General features: G+C 61.2%; 17 protein-coding genes. 9 read left to right on the top strand and 8 right to left on the bottom strand.

The window, feature by feature from the left end; all coding sequences use genetic code 11:
• Window positions 1-19 precede the first annotated feature (19 nt).
• The 7 genes from infB to PH562_RS23780 all read left to right on the top strand — a co-directional run bounded on the left by infB (window position 20) and on the right by PH562_RS23780 (window position 9469).
• The gene (gene infB, locus PH562_RS23810; protein ID WP_113232691.1) at window positions 20-2761 is read left to right on the top strand and encodes a translation initiation factor IF-2; all 2742 of its coding nucleotides are present in this window, start codon (window positions 20-22) and stop codon (window positions 2759-2761) included.
• Between the two features lie 200 nt (window positions 2762-2961).
• Window positions 2962-3369 (top strand): 30S ribosome-binding factor RbfA, encoded by a 408-nt coding sequence (gene rbfA / locus PH562_RS23805; protein ID WP_069613592.1) that lies wholly within the window; start codon window positions 2962-2964, stop codon window positions 3367-3369.
• Window positions 3370-3381: 12 nt separating this feature from the next.
• Window positions 3382-4314, top strand: a complete 933-nt coding sequence (truB, locus tag PH562_RS23800; RefSeq protein WP_113232690.1) for a tRNA pseudouridine(55) synthase TruB — start codon at window positions 3382-3384, stop codon at window positions 4312-4314.
• Window positions 4315-4406: 92 nt separating this feature from the next.
• Window positions 4407-5258 (top strand): alpha/beta fold hydrolase, encoded by an 852-nt coding sequence (locus tag PH562_RS23795; RefSeq protein ID WP_285176136.1) that lies wholly within the window; start codon window positions 4407-4409, stop codon window positions 5256-5258.
• Window positions 5259-5410: 152 nt separating this feature from the next.
• Window positions 5411-5680, top strand: coding sequence for a 30S ribosomal protein S15 (gene rpsO / locus PH562_RS23790; RefSeq protein WP_069613589.1), 270 nt, complete (start codon window positions 5411-5413; stop codon window positions 5678-5680).
• Window positions 5681-6005: 325 nt separating this feature from the next.
• Window positions 6006-8144, top strand: a complete 2139-nt coding sequence (pnp, locus tag PH562_RS23785) for a polyribonucleotide nucleotidyltransferase (protein WP_112398691.1) — start codon at window positions 6006-6008, stop codon at window positions 8142-8144.
• A 308-nt stretch (window positions 8145-8452) separates the two neighbouring features.
• The gene (locus PH562_RS23780; RefSeq protein ID WP_285176131.1) at window positions 8453-9469 is read left to right on the top strand and encodes a class I SAM-dependent methyltransferase; all 1017 of its coding nucleotides are present in this window, start codon (window positions 8453-8455) and stop codon (window positions 9467-9469) included.
• A 159-nt stretch (window positions 9470-9628) separates the two neighbouring features.
• Here the strand turns inward: PH562_RS23780 and PH562_RS23775 are convergent, their stop codons facing one another.
• The 4 genes from PH562_RS23775 to fabA form a co-directional block, all read right to left on the bottom strand.
• A complete protein-coding gene (locus PH562_RS23775) occupies window positions 9629-10204 on the bottom strand; it encodes a GNAT family N-acetyltransferase (RefSeq protein WP_285176129.1) in 576 nt (191 codons plus the stop codon).
• Between the two features lie 75 nt (window positions 10205-10279).
• The gene (fabI, locus tag PH562_RS23770; protein WP_285176127.1) at window positions 10280-11086 is read right to left on the bottom strand and encodes an enoyl-ACP reductase FabI; all 807 of its coding nucleotides are present in this window, start codon (window positions 11084-11086) and stop codon (window positions 10280-10282) included.
• Between the two features lie 4 nt (window positions 11087-11090).
• Window positions 11091-12314: a beta-ketoacyl-ACP synthase I gene (fabB, locus tag PH562_RS23765; protein WP_285176125.1), complete on the bottom strand. Its 1224-nt coding sequence runs from the start codon at window positions 12312-12314 to the stop codon at window positions 11091-11093.
• A 53-nt stretch (window positions 12315-12367) separates the two neighbouring features.
• Window positions 12368-12883 (bottom strand): 3-hydroxyacyl-[acyl-carrier-protein] dehydratase FabA, encoded by a 516-nt coding sequence (fabA, locus tag PH562_RS23760; protein ID WP_285176124.1) that lies wholly within the window; start codon window positions 12881-12883, stop codon window positions 12368-12370.
• Window positions 12884-13180: 297 nt separating this feature from the next.
• Here fabA and irrA point away from each other — a divergent pair, with 297 nt between their 5' ends.
• On the top strand, window positions 13181-13603 hold the full coding sequence (gene irrA / locus PH562_RS23755; protein ID WP_113232685.1) for an iron response transcriptional regulator IrrA: 423 nt from the start codon (window positions 13181-13183) through the stop codon (window positions 13601-13603).
• Between the two features lie 82 nt (window positions 13604-13685).
• On the opposite strand, the gene PH562_RS23750 is transcribed toward irrA, so the two are convergent.
• Window positions 13686-14321, bottom strand: a complete 636-nt coding sequence (locus PH562_RS23750; protein WP_112338929.1) for a trimeric intracellular cation channel family protein — start codon at window positions 14319-14321, stop codon at window positions 13686-13688.
• 140 nt (window positions 14322-14461) lie between these two features.
• Between PH562_RS23750 and PH562_RS23745 the strand changes: the two genes are divergently transcribed.
• Window positions 14462-14941 (top strand): hypothetical protein, encoded by a 480-nt coding sequence (locus tag PH562_RS23745; RefSeq protein ID WP_285176121.1) that lies wholly within the window; start codon window positions 14462-14464, stop codon window positions 14939-14941.
• A 68-nt stretch (window positions 14942-15009) separates the two neighbouring features.
• On the opposite strand, the gene PH562_RS23740 is transcribed toward PH562_RS23745, so the two are convergent.
• The 3 genes from PH562_RS23740 to PH562_RS23730 all read right to left on the bottom strand — a co-directional run bounded on the left by PH562_RS23740 (window position 15010) and on the right by PH562_RS23730 (window position 16940).
• A complete protein-coding gene (locus tag PH562_RS23740) occupies window positions 15010-15801 on the bottom strand; it encodes a YdcF family protein (protein WP_285176119.1) in 792 nt (263 codons plus the stop codon).
• A 71-nt stretch (window positions 15802-15872) separates the two neighbouring features.
• A complete protein-coding gene (locus PH562_RS23735) occupies window positions 15873-16595 on the bottom strand; it encodes a YoaK family protein (RefSeq protein WP_285176117.1) in 723 nt (240 codons plus the stop codon).
• Window positions 16596-16700: 105 nt separating this feature from the next.
• The gene (locus PH562_RS23730) at window positions 16701-16940 is read right to left on the bottom strand and encodes a GIY-YIG nuclease family protein (protein ID WP_285176116.1); all 240 of its coding nucleotides are present in this window, start codon (window positions 16938-16940) and stop codon (window positions 16701-16703) included.
• Window positions 16941-17030: the final 90 nt, after the last annotated feature.

Here is a 17030-nt window from a genome sequence, read left to right as displayed (position 1 = left end):
CCGAAGGAACAGGAACGGAATGACCGACAATCAAGACGACAAGACGCTGAGTGTTTCGGGTAAGAAGACCCTCACCTTGAAGCCTTCAGGCGTAAACCAGGGCACCGTGCGCCAGGACATGGGCCGCGGTCGCACCAAGGCGGTCGTGGTTGAGACCCGTAAGCGCCGCCCGCTACGTCCTGAAGACGAAAAGCCAATCACGCCGACGACAGCGCCATCAGTGACGCGCGTCGCAGAACCGACGCCGCAGCCGCCGCGCCCCCCGCAGCCGGCTCCGCGCATTCATCAGCCGGGCGGCCAGCAGCAACGGCCGCAGCAGTCCAGCCAGAACAACCAGCAGCGCCCGCAGCAGGAGCGTTCGTCGCGACCGGTGGTCTTGAATCATCTGTCGGCCGGCGAAATGGATGCTCGACGCCGTGCGCTCGCCGAAGCCCAGGTTCGCGACGCCGCCGATGCCGTGCGTCGTGCCGAGGAAGAAGCGCGACGCCGCCAAGAAGAAGAAGCACGCCGCGTTGCCGAACAGGCCGAAGCCGCTCGCCGTGCCGCCGAAGAGGTTGCTCAGGCCGCGGAAGCAGCCAAGGTCGCCGACCAGGCTCCGGCCGCTCCCGTCGAGGCGAAGGTTGAAGCTCCGAAGCCGGCTGCACAGCCAGCTCCGTCGCCGGCCGTTGCGCGCCGCCCGGATGCTTCTGCTCCTCAGTCCGCCCGCCCCGGCGCAGCCGCCGCGGAAGCGCCGGCCAATCGCCGTCGCCCGGGCAATGAGGAAGAGGAAAGCCGTGGCCCGTCACGCGGTGCTCCGATCCGTGGCAAGGTTACCCGGCCCGAACCGGCAAAGCCTGTCACCACGCGTCCGAAGACAGACGAAGAGCGCCGCCGCGGCAAGCTGACGGTCACCACCGCCGATGTCGACGAAGATGGCAACGCACGCGGCCGTTCGCTTTCGGCCATGCGCCGCCGTCAGGAAAAGTTCCGCCGCAGCCAGATGCAGGAAACGCGCGAAAAAATCTCGCGTGAAGTCGTGCTGCCCGAGACCATCACCATTCAGGAACTGTCTCAGCGCATGTCCGAACGCGCCGTCGACGTCATCAAGTACCTGATGAAGGAAGGTCAGATGATGAAGCCCGGCGACGTCATCGACGCCGATCTGGCCGAACTCATCGCCGGCGAATTCGGCCACACGGTCAAGCGCGTTTCGGAATCCGACGTCGAACAGGGCATCTTCAACGTTGCCGACGAGGAAGGCGAACTGGTTTCGCGTCCGCCCGTCGTCACCATCATGGGCCACGTCGACCACGGCAAGACCTCGCTGCTCGACGCCATCCGCCATGCGAATGTGGTCGCCGGCGAAGCCGGTGGCATCACCCAGCATATCGGTGCCTATCAGGTCGAGCAGAACGGTCAGAAGATCACCTTCATCGATACCCCCGGCCACGCCGCCTTCACGGCGATGCGTGCTCGCGGTGCCCAGGCGACCGATATCGCGATCCTGGTCGTTGCGGCCGACGACAGCGTGATGCCGCAAACGATCGAATCGATCAACCACGCCAAGGCGGCGGGTGTTCCGATCATCGTGGCGATCAACAAGATCGACAAGCACGAAGCCAACCCGCAGAAGGTCCGCACGGAACTGCTGCAGCACGAAGTCTTCGTCGAATCGATGGGCGGTGAAGTGCTCGACGTGGAAGTCTCCGCGAAGAATCGCACCAACCTCGACAAGCTGCTCGAAGCCATCCTGCTGCAGGCGGAAATCCTTGACCTCAAGGCCAATCCGAACCGCACGGCGGAAGGCACCGTCATCGAAGCCCAGCTCGACCGCGGCCGCGGCTCCGTCGCCACCGTGCTCGTGCAGAAGGGCACGCTGCGTCCCGGCCAGATCGTCGTTGCCGGCGATCAGTGGGGCCGCGTTCGTGCGCTCGTCAACGACAAGGGTGAGCATGTGAAGGAAGCAGGCCCGGCCATGCCGGTCGAACTGCTCGGCCTTTCCGGCGCACCGCAGGCCGGCGACAAGTTCGCCGTCGTCGAAAGCGAGAGCCGCGCCCGCGAGATCTCGGAATATCGCCAGCGCCTCACCCGCGACAAGGCGGCTGCCCGCCTGTCCGGCCAGCGCGGTTCGCTCGAGCAGATGATGACCCAGCTTCAGACTGTCGGCGTGAAGGAATTCCCGCTTGTTATCAAGGGCGACGTGCAGGGCTCGATCGAAGCCATTGCCGGCGCTCTCGACAAGCTCGGCACCGACGAAGTCCGGGCCCGCATCGTCCATTCGGGCGCAGGCGGCATCACCGAGTCGGACGTCTCGCTGGCGGAAGCCTCCAATGCGGCGATCATCGGCTTCAACGTCCGCGCCAACGCGCAGGCACGTCAGTTCGCCGAGCGTCAGGGCATCGAGATCCGCTACTACAACATCATCTACGACCTGGTGGATGACGTGAAGGCGGCGATGTCGGGCCTGCTCTCTCCGGAGCGCCGCGAAACCTTCCTTGGCAATGCCGAGATCCTCGAGGTGTTCAACATCACGAAGGTCGGCAAGGTCGCGGGTTGCCGCGTTACCGAAGGCAAGGTCGAGCGTGGCGTCGGCGTCCGCCTGGTGCGCGACAACGTCGTCATCCACGAAGGCAAGCTCAAGACCCTCAAGCGCTTCAAGGACGAAGTGTCGGAAGTCAATGTCGGCCAGGAATGCGGCATGGCCTTCGAGAACTACGAAGATATTCGCGCCGGCGACACGATCGAGTGCTTCCGCGTCGAGCATATCACCCGTACGCTGTAAGCAATCTTCGATTTGCGAGATATCAAAACCGCCGGCCAAAACCGGCGGTTTTTTCTTGCGCATTATGAGCAGGACACGGCTTTCGCAAGGATTCTCGGCTTCTGGCGGGCCGCAAACCCTGTCCAGCCTTGACCTTTGAGCCGGATCGAGTCATTTGACCCGCTTTATCGCGTCCAAAGGACGCTGCTAACGGAACAACCATGACCAGACCAACTTCTTCCGCGCCTTCGCAGCGCATGCTTCGCGTCGGCGAGCAGGTGCGCTCAGCGATCACGCAGGTTCTGCAGCGCGGCGAAGTGCGCGACGACCTGATCGAGCGCACCGTGATCTCCATTTCCGAAGTGCGCATGTCGCCCGATCTGAAGATCGCGACGGCCTTCGTGACCCCGCTCGGCGTTTCCGACCATGGCGCCGTCATCGAGGCGCTGAACCGCCATGCGAAATATATCCGCGGCCGTCTCGGCCCGCAGCTTCGGCAGATGAAGTACATGCCGGAAGTTCGTTTCCGCGATGATACGAGCTTCGACAATTACAAGAAGATCGATGCGCTTCTGCGCTCGCCCGAGGTCAGCCGCGATCTCGACGACGACAACGACCAAGATCAATAACAGAGACAGAGAATGTCCAAGCCACGCAAACCCAAGGGCCGTCCGATTTCGGGCTGGCTCATCCTCGACAAGCCGATCGACTTCGGCTCGACCGAAGCCGTTTCCAAGATCAAGTGGCTGTTCAAGGCCCAGAAGGCCGGCCATGCCGGCACGCTCGATCCGCTCGCCTCCGGCATGCTGCCGATCGCGCTCGGCGACGCCACCAAGACGGTTCCTTACGTCATGGATGGCCGCAAGATCTATGAATTCACCGTGACCTGGGGCGAAGAACGCGCTTCCGACGACCTCGAGGGCGCGGTAACCGCCACCTCCGACAAGCGTCCGAGCGAAGAGGATATTCGCGCACTGCTGCCGAACTATACCGGCGTCATCAACCAGATCCCGCCGCAGTTCTCGGCCATCAAGATCGCTGGCGAGCGCGCCTATGACCTTGCCCGCGAAGGCGAGACGGTAGAGATCCCCTCGCGCGAAGTCGAGATTTTCCGCCTGACGCTGCTCGCCTGCCCTGATGCCAACACGGCACATTTCGAAGTGGAATGCGGCAAGGGTACCTATGTGCGTGCGCTTGCCCGCGATTTCGGCCGCGATCTCGGCTGCTACGGCCATATTTCCGGTCTGCGCCGCAGCTTCGTTGCCCCCTTCGCCGAAGAAGCGATGGTGCCGCTTGCCGATCTCGTGGCGCTGGAAGAGATCGAGGACGCGGACGAGCGGCTCGCAGCCCTCGATGCGCTTCTGATCGACACGGCCGAAGCGCTGTCTTCGCTGCCGCATCTCGTCATCAGCGACGACCAGGCACACCGCCTGAAGATGGGCAACCCGATCCTGGTGCGCGGCCGCGATGCGCCGGTTGCCGAGACCGAGGCCTACGCCACGGCCCGCGGCAAGCTGATTGCGATCGGCGAGATCGGCCAGGGCGAATTCCGCCCCAAGCGCGTGTTCGGCTGACCTCAATCAATCGGGAATAGTGCTATTGCAGGGCAATGGCGATGCGATATGCTCCCCGACGGGCCCTCATGGCTCGTTCAAAGGGGGCAAACATGCGCAGAGTTGCATTCGGAATAGTTGCATTCCTTTCCCTGTTCCTGACGGTAACGAATGCCCAATCCGCGGAGCGGTGGGCCGGGCTACCGCCATTTCCGCCAATGCCGCAGCCGAAGGCGAGCGGCATGGCCGATGTCAACGACATCAAGATGTATTATGCCGAATATGGCGCGGGTGACCCGATCCTCTTCATTCATGGCGGTCTCGGGAATGCCGACGTCTGGGGCGCTCAGGTCGCCGATTTCGCGAGAGATCATCTCGTCATCGTCGCCGACAGCCGCGGGCACGGCCGCTCGACGCGCAGCGAGAAACCCTTCGGCTACGATCTGATGACTTCGGACTACGTTGCGCTGCTCGACTATCTGAAGGTCGGCAAGGTGACGCTGGTCGGATGGTCTGACGGCGGCATCATCGGCATCGACATGGCGATGAAACATCCCGAAAAGCTGACCCGCGTGATCGCGCAAGCCGCCAATGTCACGACAGACGGCGTGAAGCCCGACGTCATGAGCAACAAGACTTTCAACGACTACATCAACGTCGCCGGCGAGTATTACAAGAAACTGTCGCCGACCCCGAACGAATATGAGGCCTTCGTCAACCAGATCTCGCAGATGTGGGCGACGCAGCCGGCATGGACTGCCGCGGACCTCGGCAAGATCACGGTGCCGGTGACGCTTGCCATCGGCGACCATGACGAGGCGGTGAAGCTTGATCATACCGAGATGATGACGAAGGAGATCCCGGGCGCCAAGCTCGTCATCCTGAAGGACGCCAGCCATTTCGCCATGCTGCAGGATCCGAAAGGCTACGATGCCATGATCCGGGACGCCATGGCGGGGCGCTGAAAGGCGCCCAAGGAGAACCCTCTTTCAATTGGCGCTCATTTGGTTTATAGGCAGCGCCAGCATCAGGCATGCCTGATTGCATTCGCGGCCAATGCTGGACGACATCCCGGCGTTTGGCGACTTCAATCTCCTCTCATAGAAAGGACCATCCGATGTCGATCACTGCTGAGCGCAAGGCTGCGCTGATCAAGGAATACGCTACCGCCGAAGGCGACACCGGTTCTCCGGAAGTCCAGGTTGCGATCCTGACCGAGCGCATCAACAACCTCACGGAACACTTCAAGGACCACAAGAAGGACAACCACTCCCGTCGTGGCCTCCTGACGATGGTTTCCAGCCGGCGCTCGCTTCTTGACTACCTCAAGAAGAAGGACGAAGGCCGTTATACCAAGCTGATCACCAGCCTCGGTATCCGCCGCTAACGGAATCTCCGGCGGGCGTTCACCTGAACGTCCGCCGGATGCTTATGAAGGGTATGAACCCTTGAGACCAGTTTCCCTCGCGCCTTATGCCGGTGCGATGCGAGACCGACGGCAGGCCGGATGGGCCGGTGCTGCCAACAACAACCGTTGACCTGTCATGGGGCAGGATTGCCGGATGCTTTCAGCCGAAGCCTAGCGCTTCGGCCGATCTTCGAAAGCCTCTCGTTGTCTTGCCCGTGATGCGTCACACTTCGTGCGGTCGAAGATGTGCCCTGCCGAATTCGTCGGCGACGGCGCCTTTTCCCGCATCATGCAAGGACAAGATATGTTCGATATCCATACCGTCGAAATCGAGTGGGCAGGCCGCCCGCTGAAGCTCGAAACCGGCAAGATCGCCCGTCAGGCCGACGGCGCCGTTGTCGCCACCTACGGCGAGACCGTGGTGCTTGCGACCGTCGTTTCCGCCAAGGCGCCGAAGCCGGGCCAGGACTTCTTCCCGCTCACCGTCAACTACCAGGAAAAGACCTACGCAGCCGGCAAGATCCCCGGCGGCTACTTCAAGCGTGAGGGTCGTCCGAGCGAAAACGAAACCCTCGTTTCGCGCCTGATCGACCGCCCGATCCGCCCGCTCTTCCCGGAAGGCTACAAGAACGACACCCAGGTTGTCGTCACGGTCATCCAGCATGACCTCGAAAACAATCCCGACATCCTGTCGATGGTCGCAACCTCGGCTGCCCTGACGCTCTCGGGCGTTCCCTTCATGGGCCCGGTCGGCGGCGCTCGCGTCGGCTACATCAACGGCGAATACGTGCTCAACCCGCATCTCGACGAGATGGACGAATCGAGCCTCGACCTGGTCGTTGCCGGGACGCAGGACGCCGTTCTGATGGTTGAATCCGAAGCCAAGGAACTGCCTGAGGACGTCATGCTCGGCGCCGTCATGTTCGGTCATCGCGGCTTCCAGCCTGTCATCGATGCGATCATCAAGCTCGCCGAAGTCGCTGCCAAGGAACCGCGCGACTTCCAACCGGAAGATTATTCCGAGCTCGAGAAGGAAATGCTCGGCCTCGCCGAAGCCGAACTGCGCGACGCCTACAAGATCACCCAGAAGGCCGATCGCTACGCTGCCGTCGACGCCGTCAAGGCGAAGGTGAAGGCACACTTCCTGCCGGAAGAAGGCGAAGCCAAGTACACGGCCGAAGAAGTCGGCGCCATCTTCAAGCACCTGCAGGCGAAGATCGTTCGCTGGAACATCCTCGACACGTCCAGCCGCATCGACGGCCGCGACCTGTCGACCGTTCGCCCGATCGTTTCGGAAGTCGGCCTGCTGCCGCGCACGCACGGTTCGGCGCTGTTTACCCGTGGTGAAACGCAGGCAATCGTCGTCGCCACGCTCGGCACCGGCGAAGACGAACAGTATGTCGACAGCCTAACCGGCATGTACAAGGAGCGTTTCCTGCTCCATTACAACTTCCCTCCCTACTCGGTTGGCGAAACCGGCCGTATGGGCTCCCCGGGTCGTCGCGAAATCGGTCACGGCAAGCTCGCATGGCGCGCTATCCGCCCGATGCTGCCGTCGGCGGAACAGTTCCCCTATACGCTGCGCGTCGTTTCCGAGATCACCGAGTCCAACGGCTCATCCTCGATGGCAACGGTTTGCGGCACCTCGCTCGCCCTGATGGACGCCGGCGTGCCGCTGGCAAAGCCGGTTGCCGGCATTGCCATGGGTCTGATCCTGGAAGGCGATCGCTTCGCGGTTCTCTCCGACATTCTCGGTGACGAAGACCACCTCGGCGACATGGACTTCAAGGTCGCCGGCACTGCCGACGGCATCACCTCGCTGCAGATGGACATCAAGATCGCCGGCATCACCGAAGAGATCATGAAGGTCGCTCTTGGCCAGGCACAGGGCGGTCGTGCCCACATCCTCGGCGAAATGTCCAAGGCTATCACCGAGAGCCGCGGTCAGCTCGGCGAATTCGCTCCGCGCATCGAAGTCATGAACATCCCGGTCGACAAGATCCGCGAAGTCATCGGCTCCGGCGGCAAGGTCATCCGCGAAATCGTCGAAAAGACCGGCGCGAAGATCAACATCGAGGACGACGGCACCGTCAAGATCGCCTCCTCTTCCGGCAAGGAAATCGAAGCGGCCCGCAAGTGGATCCACTCGATCGTTGCTGAGCCGGAAGTCGGCCAGATCTACGAAGGTACCGTTGTCAAGACCGCCGACTTCGGCGCCTTCGTCAACTTCTTCGGCGCTCGCGACGGCCTCGTCCACATCTCTCAGCTCGCTTCCGAGCGCGTTGCCAAGACGCAGGACGTCGTCAAGGAAGGCGACAAGGTCTGGGTCAAGCTGCTCGGCTTCGATGAGCGCGGCAAGGTTCGCCTGTCCATGAAGGTCGTCGACCAGGCCACCGGCCAGGAAATCGCTGCCGACAAGAAGAAGGACGACGCGGCCGAATAAGCTGCGCCTTCATCCAAATTCCGGGGCGCGGGATCTTTTCCGCGCCCTTTTTATGTTGATGCTGTCGGCCTAGCCTGCTTTCGCTGAAGCTATGTGCCCGGCCCCTCACCCTAGCCCTCTCCCCGCACGCGGGGAGAGGGGATGACGACCGTGCTAGATCATCCTCTTCTTCCAAGCTGAGGCATGTTGTCTTACTCCGTCGTCCCCTCTCCCCGTCCCAACGGGGAGAGGGCTAGGGTGAGGGGCAAGCATAAGGCCAGACATCTGCCCGCAGGCCCAACAAACGAAACAATAACGAGACCACGCCCATGAGCCGCGATGCCCTGAAGACCCTGTTCCATCCCTTTGCCTCCGGCACTGTCGACGCGCCCGGCGAGGGCGAGCGGATCCTGTTTCTCGGCGCCGAGGCAGGCTTTGCGCTGCCGGAGGGATTTGCTGCCGAGCTTTCGGCCGTCCAGGGCTTCCGCCCCTTCTATCGCCAGCTGCAGGCGCAGCGCATCAACGTGACGCCGGAGATCGAAAGCGAAGGCTACGACGGCGCCCTGGTGCTCTGTGGCAAGCACAAGGGCGAGAATGAGGATCATATCGCCGAAGCGCTGTCGCGGGTGAAGGAAGGCGGCCTTATCGTCGTTGCCGGCGGCAAGGAAGACGGCATCCAGCCGCTGCGCAAGCGCGTCGAGGCCTTCGGTCTCGAAATCGAGCACATGCCGAAATATCACGGCGTGGCCTTCTGGTTTGCGCGGCCTGCCGATATCAAGCTTTTGACGGCGCAGCTCGCAAAGCCGGCGACGCTGGTCGATGACAGTTTCACCACGGCGCCCGGCATGTTCTCCCATGACCGTGTCGATGCCGGCTCCGAACTTCTCGCCTCGCGCCTGCCAACCGATTTTGCCGGCGATGCCGCCGATTTCGGCGCCGGCTGGGGCTACCTCTCCGTCGAGCTGGCAATGAAGTCGCCGAGGATCGAACGTATCGACCTCTACGAGGCCCATTACGGCTCCCTGGAGGCCGCACGCGCCAATCTGCTGTCGCACTGCCCGAAGGTCGCCCAGCGCTTCTTCTGGCACGATCTGGCAAGCGAGCCGGTCAAGGACAAGTACGACCTGATCATCATGAACCCGCCCTTCCATGAGGGTCATGCCGCCGAACCTTCGCTCGGCCAGGCGATGATCAAGACCGCCGCTTCGGCACTGCGCGGCGGCGGACGGCTGATGCTGGTCGCCAATCGCGGCCTGCCCTATGAGCCGGTGCTGGCGGAGAATTTCAAAGAATTCGGCGAGACCTGCCGCAATGCCCGCTACAAGGTGCTCTGGGCCAAGAAGTAAGCGACAAAGGCGGCCATCGCCCGCCCTTCTTATACGAGACTCAGCCCGCGCTGCCTGGCGCCGCAGAGTCCCCGAGGCTCTTCCTCCACTATCTCTACCGTCATCCTCGGGCTTAACTCGAGGATGACGAAGTATGGGTACGCTGGGGTGGCAAACAGATCACGCCTCACGCGGTGCTCCCGCGGCCCATTCGCGGTTCAGCACGGCGTAGACGCATTCGTCGCCCCATATACCGTTGAAGCGATCGTTCTCGATCAAAAGCGCCTCACGGCGCAGGCCGAGCCGTTCGACGACGCCCACGGATCCGACATTTTTCGCATCCAGCCGTGCAAAAATCCGGTGAAAGCCGAACCTTTCGAAGCCGAGGGTAATCATGGCTTGCGCCGCCTCGGTGGCATAGCCCTTCCTGGCATAGGCTGGGTTGGAGGTATAGCCGAGCTCGGCTTGAAGTGCCGCCTTGTTTGCGAATGTCAGGCTGACATCACCGACCAAAGCGCCATCCTCCCGCCGAATGACGGCGCATAGCAGCGTATCCCCATCTTCGGAGAAAGGGGAATTCAGGCGGATATCGAAACGCTCCCTCATCACTTCGGGCGAGGGAGGATCGCGGTAGAGAAAACGATAGATCTCCGGCAGGGAGCGATAGGCGCTGTAGGCGACAAAATCCTCCGGCACAAAGCGGCGGAGGATAAGACGGTCGGTCGATGCCAAAGGTTCTGTGTCGTTGGACGTCATCGGGAATCCTCTGGAAGGATATCCGGAAATTCGATCCTCCCGGCCAAAACCGGGAGGACGACTGAGATCGGGAGCTTACTCCGTATCTGCGCTCGACAGCGTTTCCAGCGTCGGCATCGAGGTGATGTTATAGCCGGCATCGACGAAGTGGATTTCGCCGGTCACGCCAGCCGAAAGATCCGACAGGAGGTAGAGCGACGACGAGCCGACCTGATCGATGGTGACGGACTTGCGCAGCGGTGCGTTGCGCTGGTTCCACGACAGGATGGCGCGGGCATCGGAAATGCCGGCACCGGCGAGTGTGCGGATCGGACCGGCCGAGACGGCGTTGACGCGAATGCCGCGCGGGCCGTAATCCGCAGCGAGATAGCGAACGGAGGCCTCGAGGGCCGCCTTGGCGACGCCCATGACGTTGTAGTTCGGGATCACGCGCGTCGAACCGTTATAGGTCAGCGTCAACATGCTGCCACCCTCGGTCATCAGATCGGCGGCGCGCTTGGCGATCTCGGTGAAGGAAAAGCAGGAAATCACCATGGTGCGGGTGAAATTTTCCCGCGTGGTGTTGGCATAGAGCCCCTTCAGCTCGTTCTTGTCGGAAAAGCCGATGGCGTGAACGATGAAGTCCAGCTTGCCCCAGCGCTCCTTGATCGCCGCGAAAACGGCATCGACCGAAGCGAGATCCTCAACATCGCAAGGCAGAAGGAAATCCGAGCCGACTTCGGCTGCCAGCGGCTTGACGCGCTTGCCGAGCGCTTCCCCCTGAAAGGTGAAAGCCAGTTCCGCGCCTTCGGCTGCCAGCGCCTTTGAAATACCCCAGGCAATCGAGTGATTGTTTGCGACGCCCATGATGAGGCCGCGCTTACCCTGCATAATTCCCGTCATTGCCTTATCCGTTGTAGCGCTGGAATACGAGCGTGGCGTTGGTGCCGCCGAAGCCGAAGGAGTTCGAAAGGGCGATATCGAACCTGGCATTGTCGATACGCTTGCGCACGATCGGCACGCCTTCGAATTCCGGATCGAGTTCGGTGATATGAGCGCTTTCGCCGATGAAACGCTCCTGCATCATCAAGATCGAGTAGATCGATTCCTGAACGCCCGCTGCGCCGAGCGAATGGCCCGTCAGCGACTTGGTCGACTGGATCGGCGGGATCTTGGCGCCGAAGACTTCGCGGATCGCGCCGATTTCCTTGCTGTCGCCCACCGGCGTCGAGGTGCCGTGGGTGTTGATGTAGTCGATATCGCCCTTCACCGTGGCGAGCGCCTGGCGCATGCAGCGCACGGCACCTTCGCCCGACGGCGCCACCATGTCGTAACCATCCGAGGTGGCGCCGTAGCCGATGATCTCGGCATAGATCTTGGCGCCGCGGGCCTTGGCATGCTCAAGCTCTTCCAGAACCAGCACGCCGGCGCCACCGGCGATGACGAAGCCGTCACGCTTGGCGTCATAAGCGCGCGAGGCGGTTTCCGGGTGATTTTCGTTGAAGTCGGAGGACATGGCGCCCATGGCGTCGAAGAGGTTCGACATGGTCCAGTCGAGATCCTCGTGGCCGCCGGCGAACATGACGTCCTGCTTGCCCCACTGGATCATTTCGGCGGCATTGCCGATGCAGTGCGCCGAGGTCGAGCATGCGGACGAGATGGAGTAGTTGACGCCGTGGATCTTGAACCATGTCGCAAGCGTGGCCGAGGCCGTCGACGACATCGACTTCGGCACCGCGAAGGGGCCGATGCGCTTCGGGCTGTTGTTCTTGCGGGTGATGTCGGCCGCTTCGATCAGCGTGCGGGTCGACGGGCCGCCGGAGCCCATGATGATGCCGGTGCGCTCGTTGGTGATATCACCTTCCTCGAGACCGCTATCGGCGATCGCCTGCTTCATGGCGACGTGGTTCCAGGCGCCGCCCTGCGACAGGAAGCGCATGGCGCGGCGATCTACCAAGTCCGTCGTATCGATCTTCGGCGCGCCCCAGACCTGGCACTTGAAGCCATGCTCGGCGAAATCGGGGGAGAAGGAAATGCCGGATTTGGCGTCGCGCAGCGAGGCGGTCACTTCTTGAGCATTGTTTCCAATCGAAGAGACAATACCCAGACCCGTAACAACTACCCGTCTCATGTCGATGACCTTTTCTAAAACATCTGTCTTTGTGGAGGCGGCGATGCCGCGGTTCAGGCAACCTTGTCCTTGGACAGGCCCACGCGCAGGTCCATCGCCTGATAGATGGTCTCACCATCGGCCTTCAGCCAGCCGTCGGCGGTGCCGAGGACGAGGCGTCCGCGCATGACGCGCTTGAAGTCGATGCCGTATTCGAGAAGCTTCGTGTCCGGACGAACCATGCCCTTGAACTTCACTTCGCCCGTGGAAAGCGCCATGCCGCGTCCGGGCTCGCCGAGCCAGCCAAGGAAGAAGCCGGTCAGCTGCCACATGCCGTCGAGGCCGAGGCAGCCCGGCATGATGGGATTGCCGGCGAAATGGCAGGGGAAGTACCAATCATCGGGGCGCACGTCGTATTCGGCGCGAATATAGCCCTTGTCGAAGGCTCCGCCCGTTTCGGAAATATCCGTAATGCGATGGACCATCAGCATCGGTGGCAGGGGAAGCTGTGCGTTGCCCGGGCCGAACAGCTCGCCGCGGCCACAGGACAGGATTTCCTCGTAATTGAAGCTGGATTGTCTCGTCGTCATAAAAATTCCGTTTCCCCCGCATGAATGCCGATGGATGTGAAGCTTTAGTGCAAGATCGACAGAAAATGAAGCGTAACCATCACACTCTCATTCAGCCGTTCGATCGAACGCAGTAGCTCTTATGTGGTGGTCGCATACAGGAACGCCAGAGCCGCTACCAGTGCCAAATGCGGCAAAAGCCCGATTTTTCCGGCTTTTGAGCGCCTTCCCACCCCATGGAAACTATTGAAAGCAATCAAGGCAAAAGTTATATGGCTTAGTAAAGAATTATAGAGATCAGGAATCCGGAGTCCCTGAATGGCAGAACATGCCGAAATCGCGATCGAAACCAGGCTGCGCAATGTGGGCCTAAGGCCGACTAGGCAGCGGATCGCACTGGGAGACCTCCTTTTCGCCAAGGGCGACCGCCACCTGACTGTAGAAGAGCTTCACGAGGAAGCGGTTGCCGCAGGCGTGCCCGTCTCGCTCGCAACCGTCTACAACACGCTGCATCAATTTACCGAGGCAGGCCTGATCCGTGTGCTCGCTGTCGAAAGCACCAAAACCTATTTCGACACCAACGTCTCCGATCACCATCACTTTTTCGTGGAAGGCCACAACGAGGTGCTGGATATTCCGATCAGCAATCTGACGATCGACAATCTGCCCGAGCCGCCGCAGGGCATGGAAATCGCCCATGTCGATGTGGTGATCCGTCTGCGGCGCAAGAGTAGGCAGTAGGCAGTAGGCAGTAGGCAGTAGGCAGTAGAATTGTCTGCCAGCCGACCGCTATTGCCTAATGCCTATTCCCCACTGCCTCCAACTACATCACATCGTCCGGATGCCGGCCTGGCTTGTGGTGATAGGTCGGAAAGGTCCAGCCGAACCAGAGCGCGCCGCCGCGCACCGCGAAGGCCGCGATTACGCCCAATCCCGCAGAGGCATAAAGCGGCAGCATCGTTGCATTGGCGGCGGTAAAGACGCTGGCGCCGACGAGCGAAGCGGTCACGTAGATTTCCGGACGCAGCAGCACCGAAGGTTCGTTTGCCAAGAGATCACGTAAAATGCCGCCGAAGGTCGCCGTCAGCGCGCCGGTGACGATGGCGACGGTGGGGGAGCCCGTCGCCGCCATGCCCTTGGCCGCTCCCATCACGCAATAGGCCGACAGCCCCACCGCATCGAGCCAGATGAGCAGCCGATAGCGCGATTCGAAGAGATGCGCGGTGAAGAAGACCAAGACGCCGACCACGGCGCAGATGATGATATAGGTCGGGTTCAGCACCCAGAAGACCGGCACCCTGCCAAGGACGATATCGCGCAGCGTGCCGCCGCCAATGCCGGTGACGGCTGCCAGGAACAGGAAGCCGATCAGATCGAGCTGCTTGCGCGAGGCCGCCAGCGCGCCGGTTGCGGCAAAAAGGGCGACGCCGGCATAATCAAGAAACGAGAGAAGCGACATCGAAAACTCCAACGGGAGGCCGGCGATTTTTCCGAAATGAATCACGACGGCAAGGGCCGCGCAAGCAGGCGCGTGCAAAGATGCCGCAGCGGCTGCGGCTGTTATCGTGGCCGTAACGGCGCTTCGAAAAGGAATCCCCCGTGAAATCCCTGCTGATCGTAATCCTCAACCTCTTCGCTCTCGTGATCATGCCTGCCGTGGCCGAGGCGCAGCAATCGATCCTGCAGGACCCCGTGGCCTTCGAGAAGGATCATTTCACCAAGAGCTGCGACGGCCAGGTGAGCTTCGGCGACAAGTTCGCCACCCAGCAGGACATCAACAACGACAAGCTGATGGATATCGTCATCAATGAAGGCGAGATCACCTGCAAGGGCGAAAAGGGACCCTACTGCACGGACGAAGGCTGCCCCTACAATTTCTATGTCCAGGTGGCCGAAGGCGGCTACCTGATGATCGCCACGGCGAAGATCTACGGCTATGATTTCATCCAGCGTTTCGGCAACATGGTTCTGGCCATGAAGATGCATCCGCGCTTCTGCGACCGCAAGGATGGCGAGGCCGCCTGCGAAATCACCGTCAGGGTCCGCGGCGTCAAATTCGTCACAATCTCGAAGAAATAAGCAATTTCAGAAAAGGCGGATACGCAAATCACGGTTCCGGACACCTGGTTACGGTCCGAGGCACGTAGCTACGGCCCCGGGTAGAGCGCCGAAGTGCGCCCGACGGCGTAATAGCCGACCAAGCCGACCCATTCGCGCAGGCCGGTTGCCAGCAGTTGCGCATTGCGCGAGGGCTGGGTGAAATCGAAGCCGAGACTTTCCTTGCCGGTGCTCCGATAGTCGACCGGCCAGGGCACGACATTGATGCCCTGCTTGCGGAAAATGCCCATCGAGCGCGGCATGTGGAAGCCCGAAGTGATGAGCAAGCAATCCGAAAGACCGTTCTGCGCCAGCAGCTCCTTGGTGTTGACGGCATTCTCGAAGGTCGTGCGCGAGGTCTTGTCCTCGACCAAGCGGCTTGTGGGAATGCCGAGCGCGGTGAAGAAGCGCTCGGAGATGACGGCATCGCCCTCATAGGTGCCGCCGATCGAGCCATCGCCGCCCGAGATCACGATGCGTGACTGCGGATATTTCTGTGCCAGTCGCAGCGATTCAATCAGACGATCGCCGGCCGAATCAAGCTCGTAACCGCCGCGCGCCGTTGTCACCTCATTCTGCGTGGCGCCGCCGAGAACGATCATGCATTTCAGATCGGCGGGATCGGCAGCGGGATGCGGAAAGCGCTCCTCCAGCCCCTGAACGACATAAGCGCCGGCCGTCGTATAGAGCGAGACGAACAGGATCAGCGCCGGCAAGAGCGTCGAGGTGATGACGGTTGCTCGCCAACGCAGAAGAGCGGCGATGAAAGCCAGCAGTACGAAGAGAAACGCCAGCGACAGCGGCTGACCGAAGATCCAGACCAGTTTCGAAAAAACGAACACGGCACATCCTTGAGCTTGTCGGCAAACGATTCGTTTTTCTCCCTAGCAGATTTTTGTGCACTGCAATGTGGCTATTTCGTCCGCCGCACCGTGGACGCCGAAATAACGAAGCGCTGATTGAAGCGGCGCTGCAGCGGGCGAGGGATGAAAAGCGTCGACAGTGCCAGGACGAGGGCGACCATCGACACCAGCCAGAGCGCGTGCGCGCCAAAGGCGCCGGCCAGAAGTGCGCCGATGATGGCGCCCGAGATCATGCCGCTCCAGGGCACGATTTGCACCGTCCAGAGAAAATCGCGATCCCCCAGCAGGAAACGGCCCAGACCGCGTCCGAAGCGCGACAGCGCCCCGGTAACATAGGTGAGGCCGATCGGCAGGCCTTCGATATGCTCGACCGTGGCATTGACCATGCCCATGGCAAGCACCACGAGATAGAACTGTACCAGAAGCAGCGACGGATCCGCAAAGCCCGCTGCAGCGGCCAGAAGGATGCTGACGCAGGCAAGCACCACGAAAGCTCGTCGATCCGCCGCATGGGCGACAACGATCCCAAGCGCGTTGCCGATGATGAATGTCAGGATGGCCGAGAAAAGCACCGCCGCATGACCGAACTCGCCCATTCCGAGGGCAATCGCCGCCCGTGTCGTATTGCCGGTCATGAAGGACACGAAATTGCCCGTCAGCATCAGCCCGACGGCATCGGTCATTCCAGCCAGAAAGGCGATCGAGGCAACAAGCAGAAACCCCGTCACGGTACGGCGGGTCTTGATGAGACGACGGCGGCGCTGTCTGGTCATGGGCGATTCGGGGTGGGTTAAGGAGGATTGGAGGCTAGCATGAAGTTGGCGGGATGCGGAGGATTATAGAGTCGGTTAGAATCAGCGCTTCTTGCCGAAGCGCAACTACAATCTCTTCTTCGCAAATGCGCGCCCTGATCCGGATTTGAGATATTTTTCGAACTCAAGCGCCTGTGCCTCATCTGAAAATGCAACGTAGGTTTTGACCGACCATGGGGCATATTTCGACGTGTGAGGCACTTCTCTGGCGTTGTGCTTTGCCAGGCGAGCTTTCAAATCTCCGGTAACGCCAACATAATGGCGATCAGAAAAATCACAGCTTTGAAGGATATAGACGTACTTCATGCGAGGCATAATAGTGTGCGTCAAAAAGAACACAATCAATGTGCTATTCGTAAACTATCGATTCGTTCTCGAATTTAATTTGTATGAGAA

It is taken from the genome of Rhizobium centroccidentale (assembly GCF_030182565.1).
GTDB lineage: Bacteria > Pseudomonadota > Alphaproteobacteria > Rhizobiales > Rhizobiaceae > Rhizobium.
This window is presented reverse-complemented; position numbering and strand designations above follow the sequence as displayed.

What these genes read in the sequence shown, in the direction of transcription:
- rpsO (WP_069613589.1), top strand. Translation starts at nt 5,411, where the DNA reads ATGTCGATCACTGCTGAGCGCAAGGCTGCGCTGATCAAGGAATACGCT.
- PH562_RS23735 (WP_285176117.1), bottom strand. Translation starts at nt 16,595, where the DNA reads ATGACCAGACAGCGCCGCCGTCGTCTCATCAAGACCCGCCGTACCGTG.
- rbfA (WP_069613592.1), top strand. Translation starts at nt 2,962, where the DNA reads ATGACCAGACCAACTTCTTCCGCGCCTTCGCAGCGCATGCTTCGCGTC.
- irrA (WP_113232685.1), top strand. Translation starts at nt 13,181, where the DNA reads ATGGCAGAACATGCCGAAATCGCGATCGAAACCAGGCTGCGCAATGTG.
- fabI (WP_285176127.1), bottom strand. Translation starts at nt 11,086, where the DNA reads ATGACGGGAATTATGCAGGGTAAGCGCGGCCTCATCATGGGCGTCGCA.
- fabB (WP_285176125.1), bottom strand. Translation starts at nt 12,314, where the DNA reads ATGAGACGGGTAGTTGTTACGGGTCTGGGTATTGTCTCTTCGATTGGA.
- pnp (WP_112398691.1), top strand. Translation starts at nt 6,006, where the DNA reads ATGTTCGATATCCATACCGTCGAAATCGAGTGGGCAGGCCGCCCGCTG.
- fabA (WP_285176124.1), bottom strand. Translation starts at nt 12,883, where the DNA reads ATGACGACGAGACAATCCAGCTTCAATTACGAGGAAATCCTGTCCTGT.
- PH562_RS23780 (WP_285176131.1), top strand. Translation starts at nt 8,453, where the DNA reads ATGAGCCGCGATGCCCTGAAGACCCTGTTCCATCCCTTTGCCTCCGGC.
- truB (WP_113232690.1), top strand. Translation starts at nt 3,382, where the DNA reads ATGTCCAAGCCACGCAAACCCAAGGGCCGTCCGATTTCGGGCTGGCTC.
- PH562_RS23750 (WP_112338929.1), bottom strand. Translation starts at nt 14,321, where the DNA reads ATGTCGCTTCTCTCGTTTCTTGATTATGCCGGCGTCGCCCTTTTTGCC.
- PH562_RS23730 (WP_285176116.1), bottom strand. Translation starts at nt 16,940, where the DNA reads ATGAAGTACGTCTATATCCTTCAAAGCTGTGATTTTTCTGATCGCCAT.
- PH562_RS23795 (WP_285176136.1), top strand. Translation starts at nt 4,407, where the DNA reads ATGCGCAGAGTTGCATTCGGAATAGTTGCATTCCTTTCCCTGTTCCTG.
- infB (WP_113232691.1), top strand. Translation starts at nt 20, where the DNA reads ATGACCGACAATCAAGACGACAAGACGCTGAGTGTTTCGGGTAAGAAG.
- PH562_RS23775 (WP_285176129.1), bottom strand. Translation starts at nt 10,204, where the DNA reads ATGACGTCCAACGACACAGAACCTTTGGCATCGACCGACCGTCTTATC.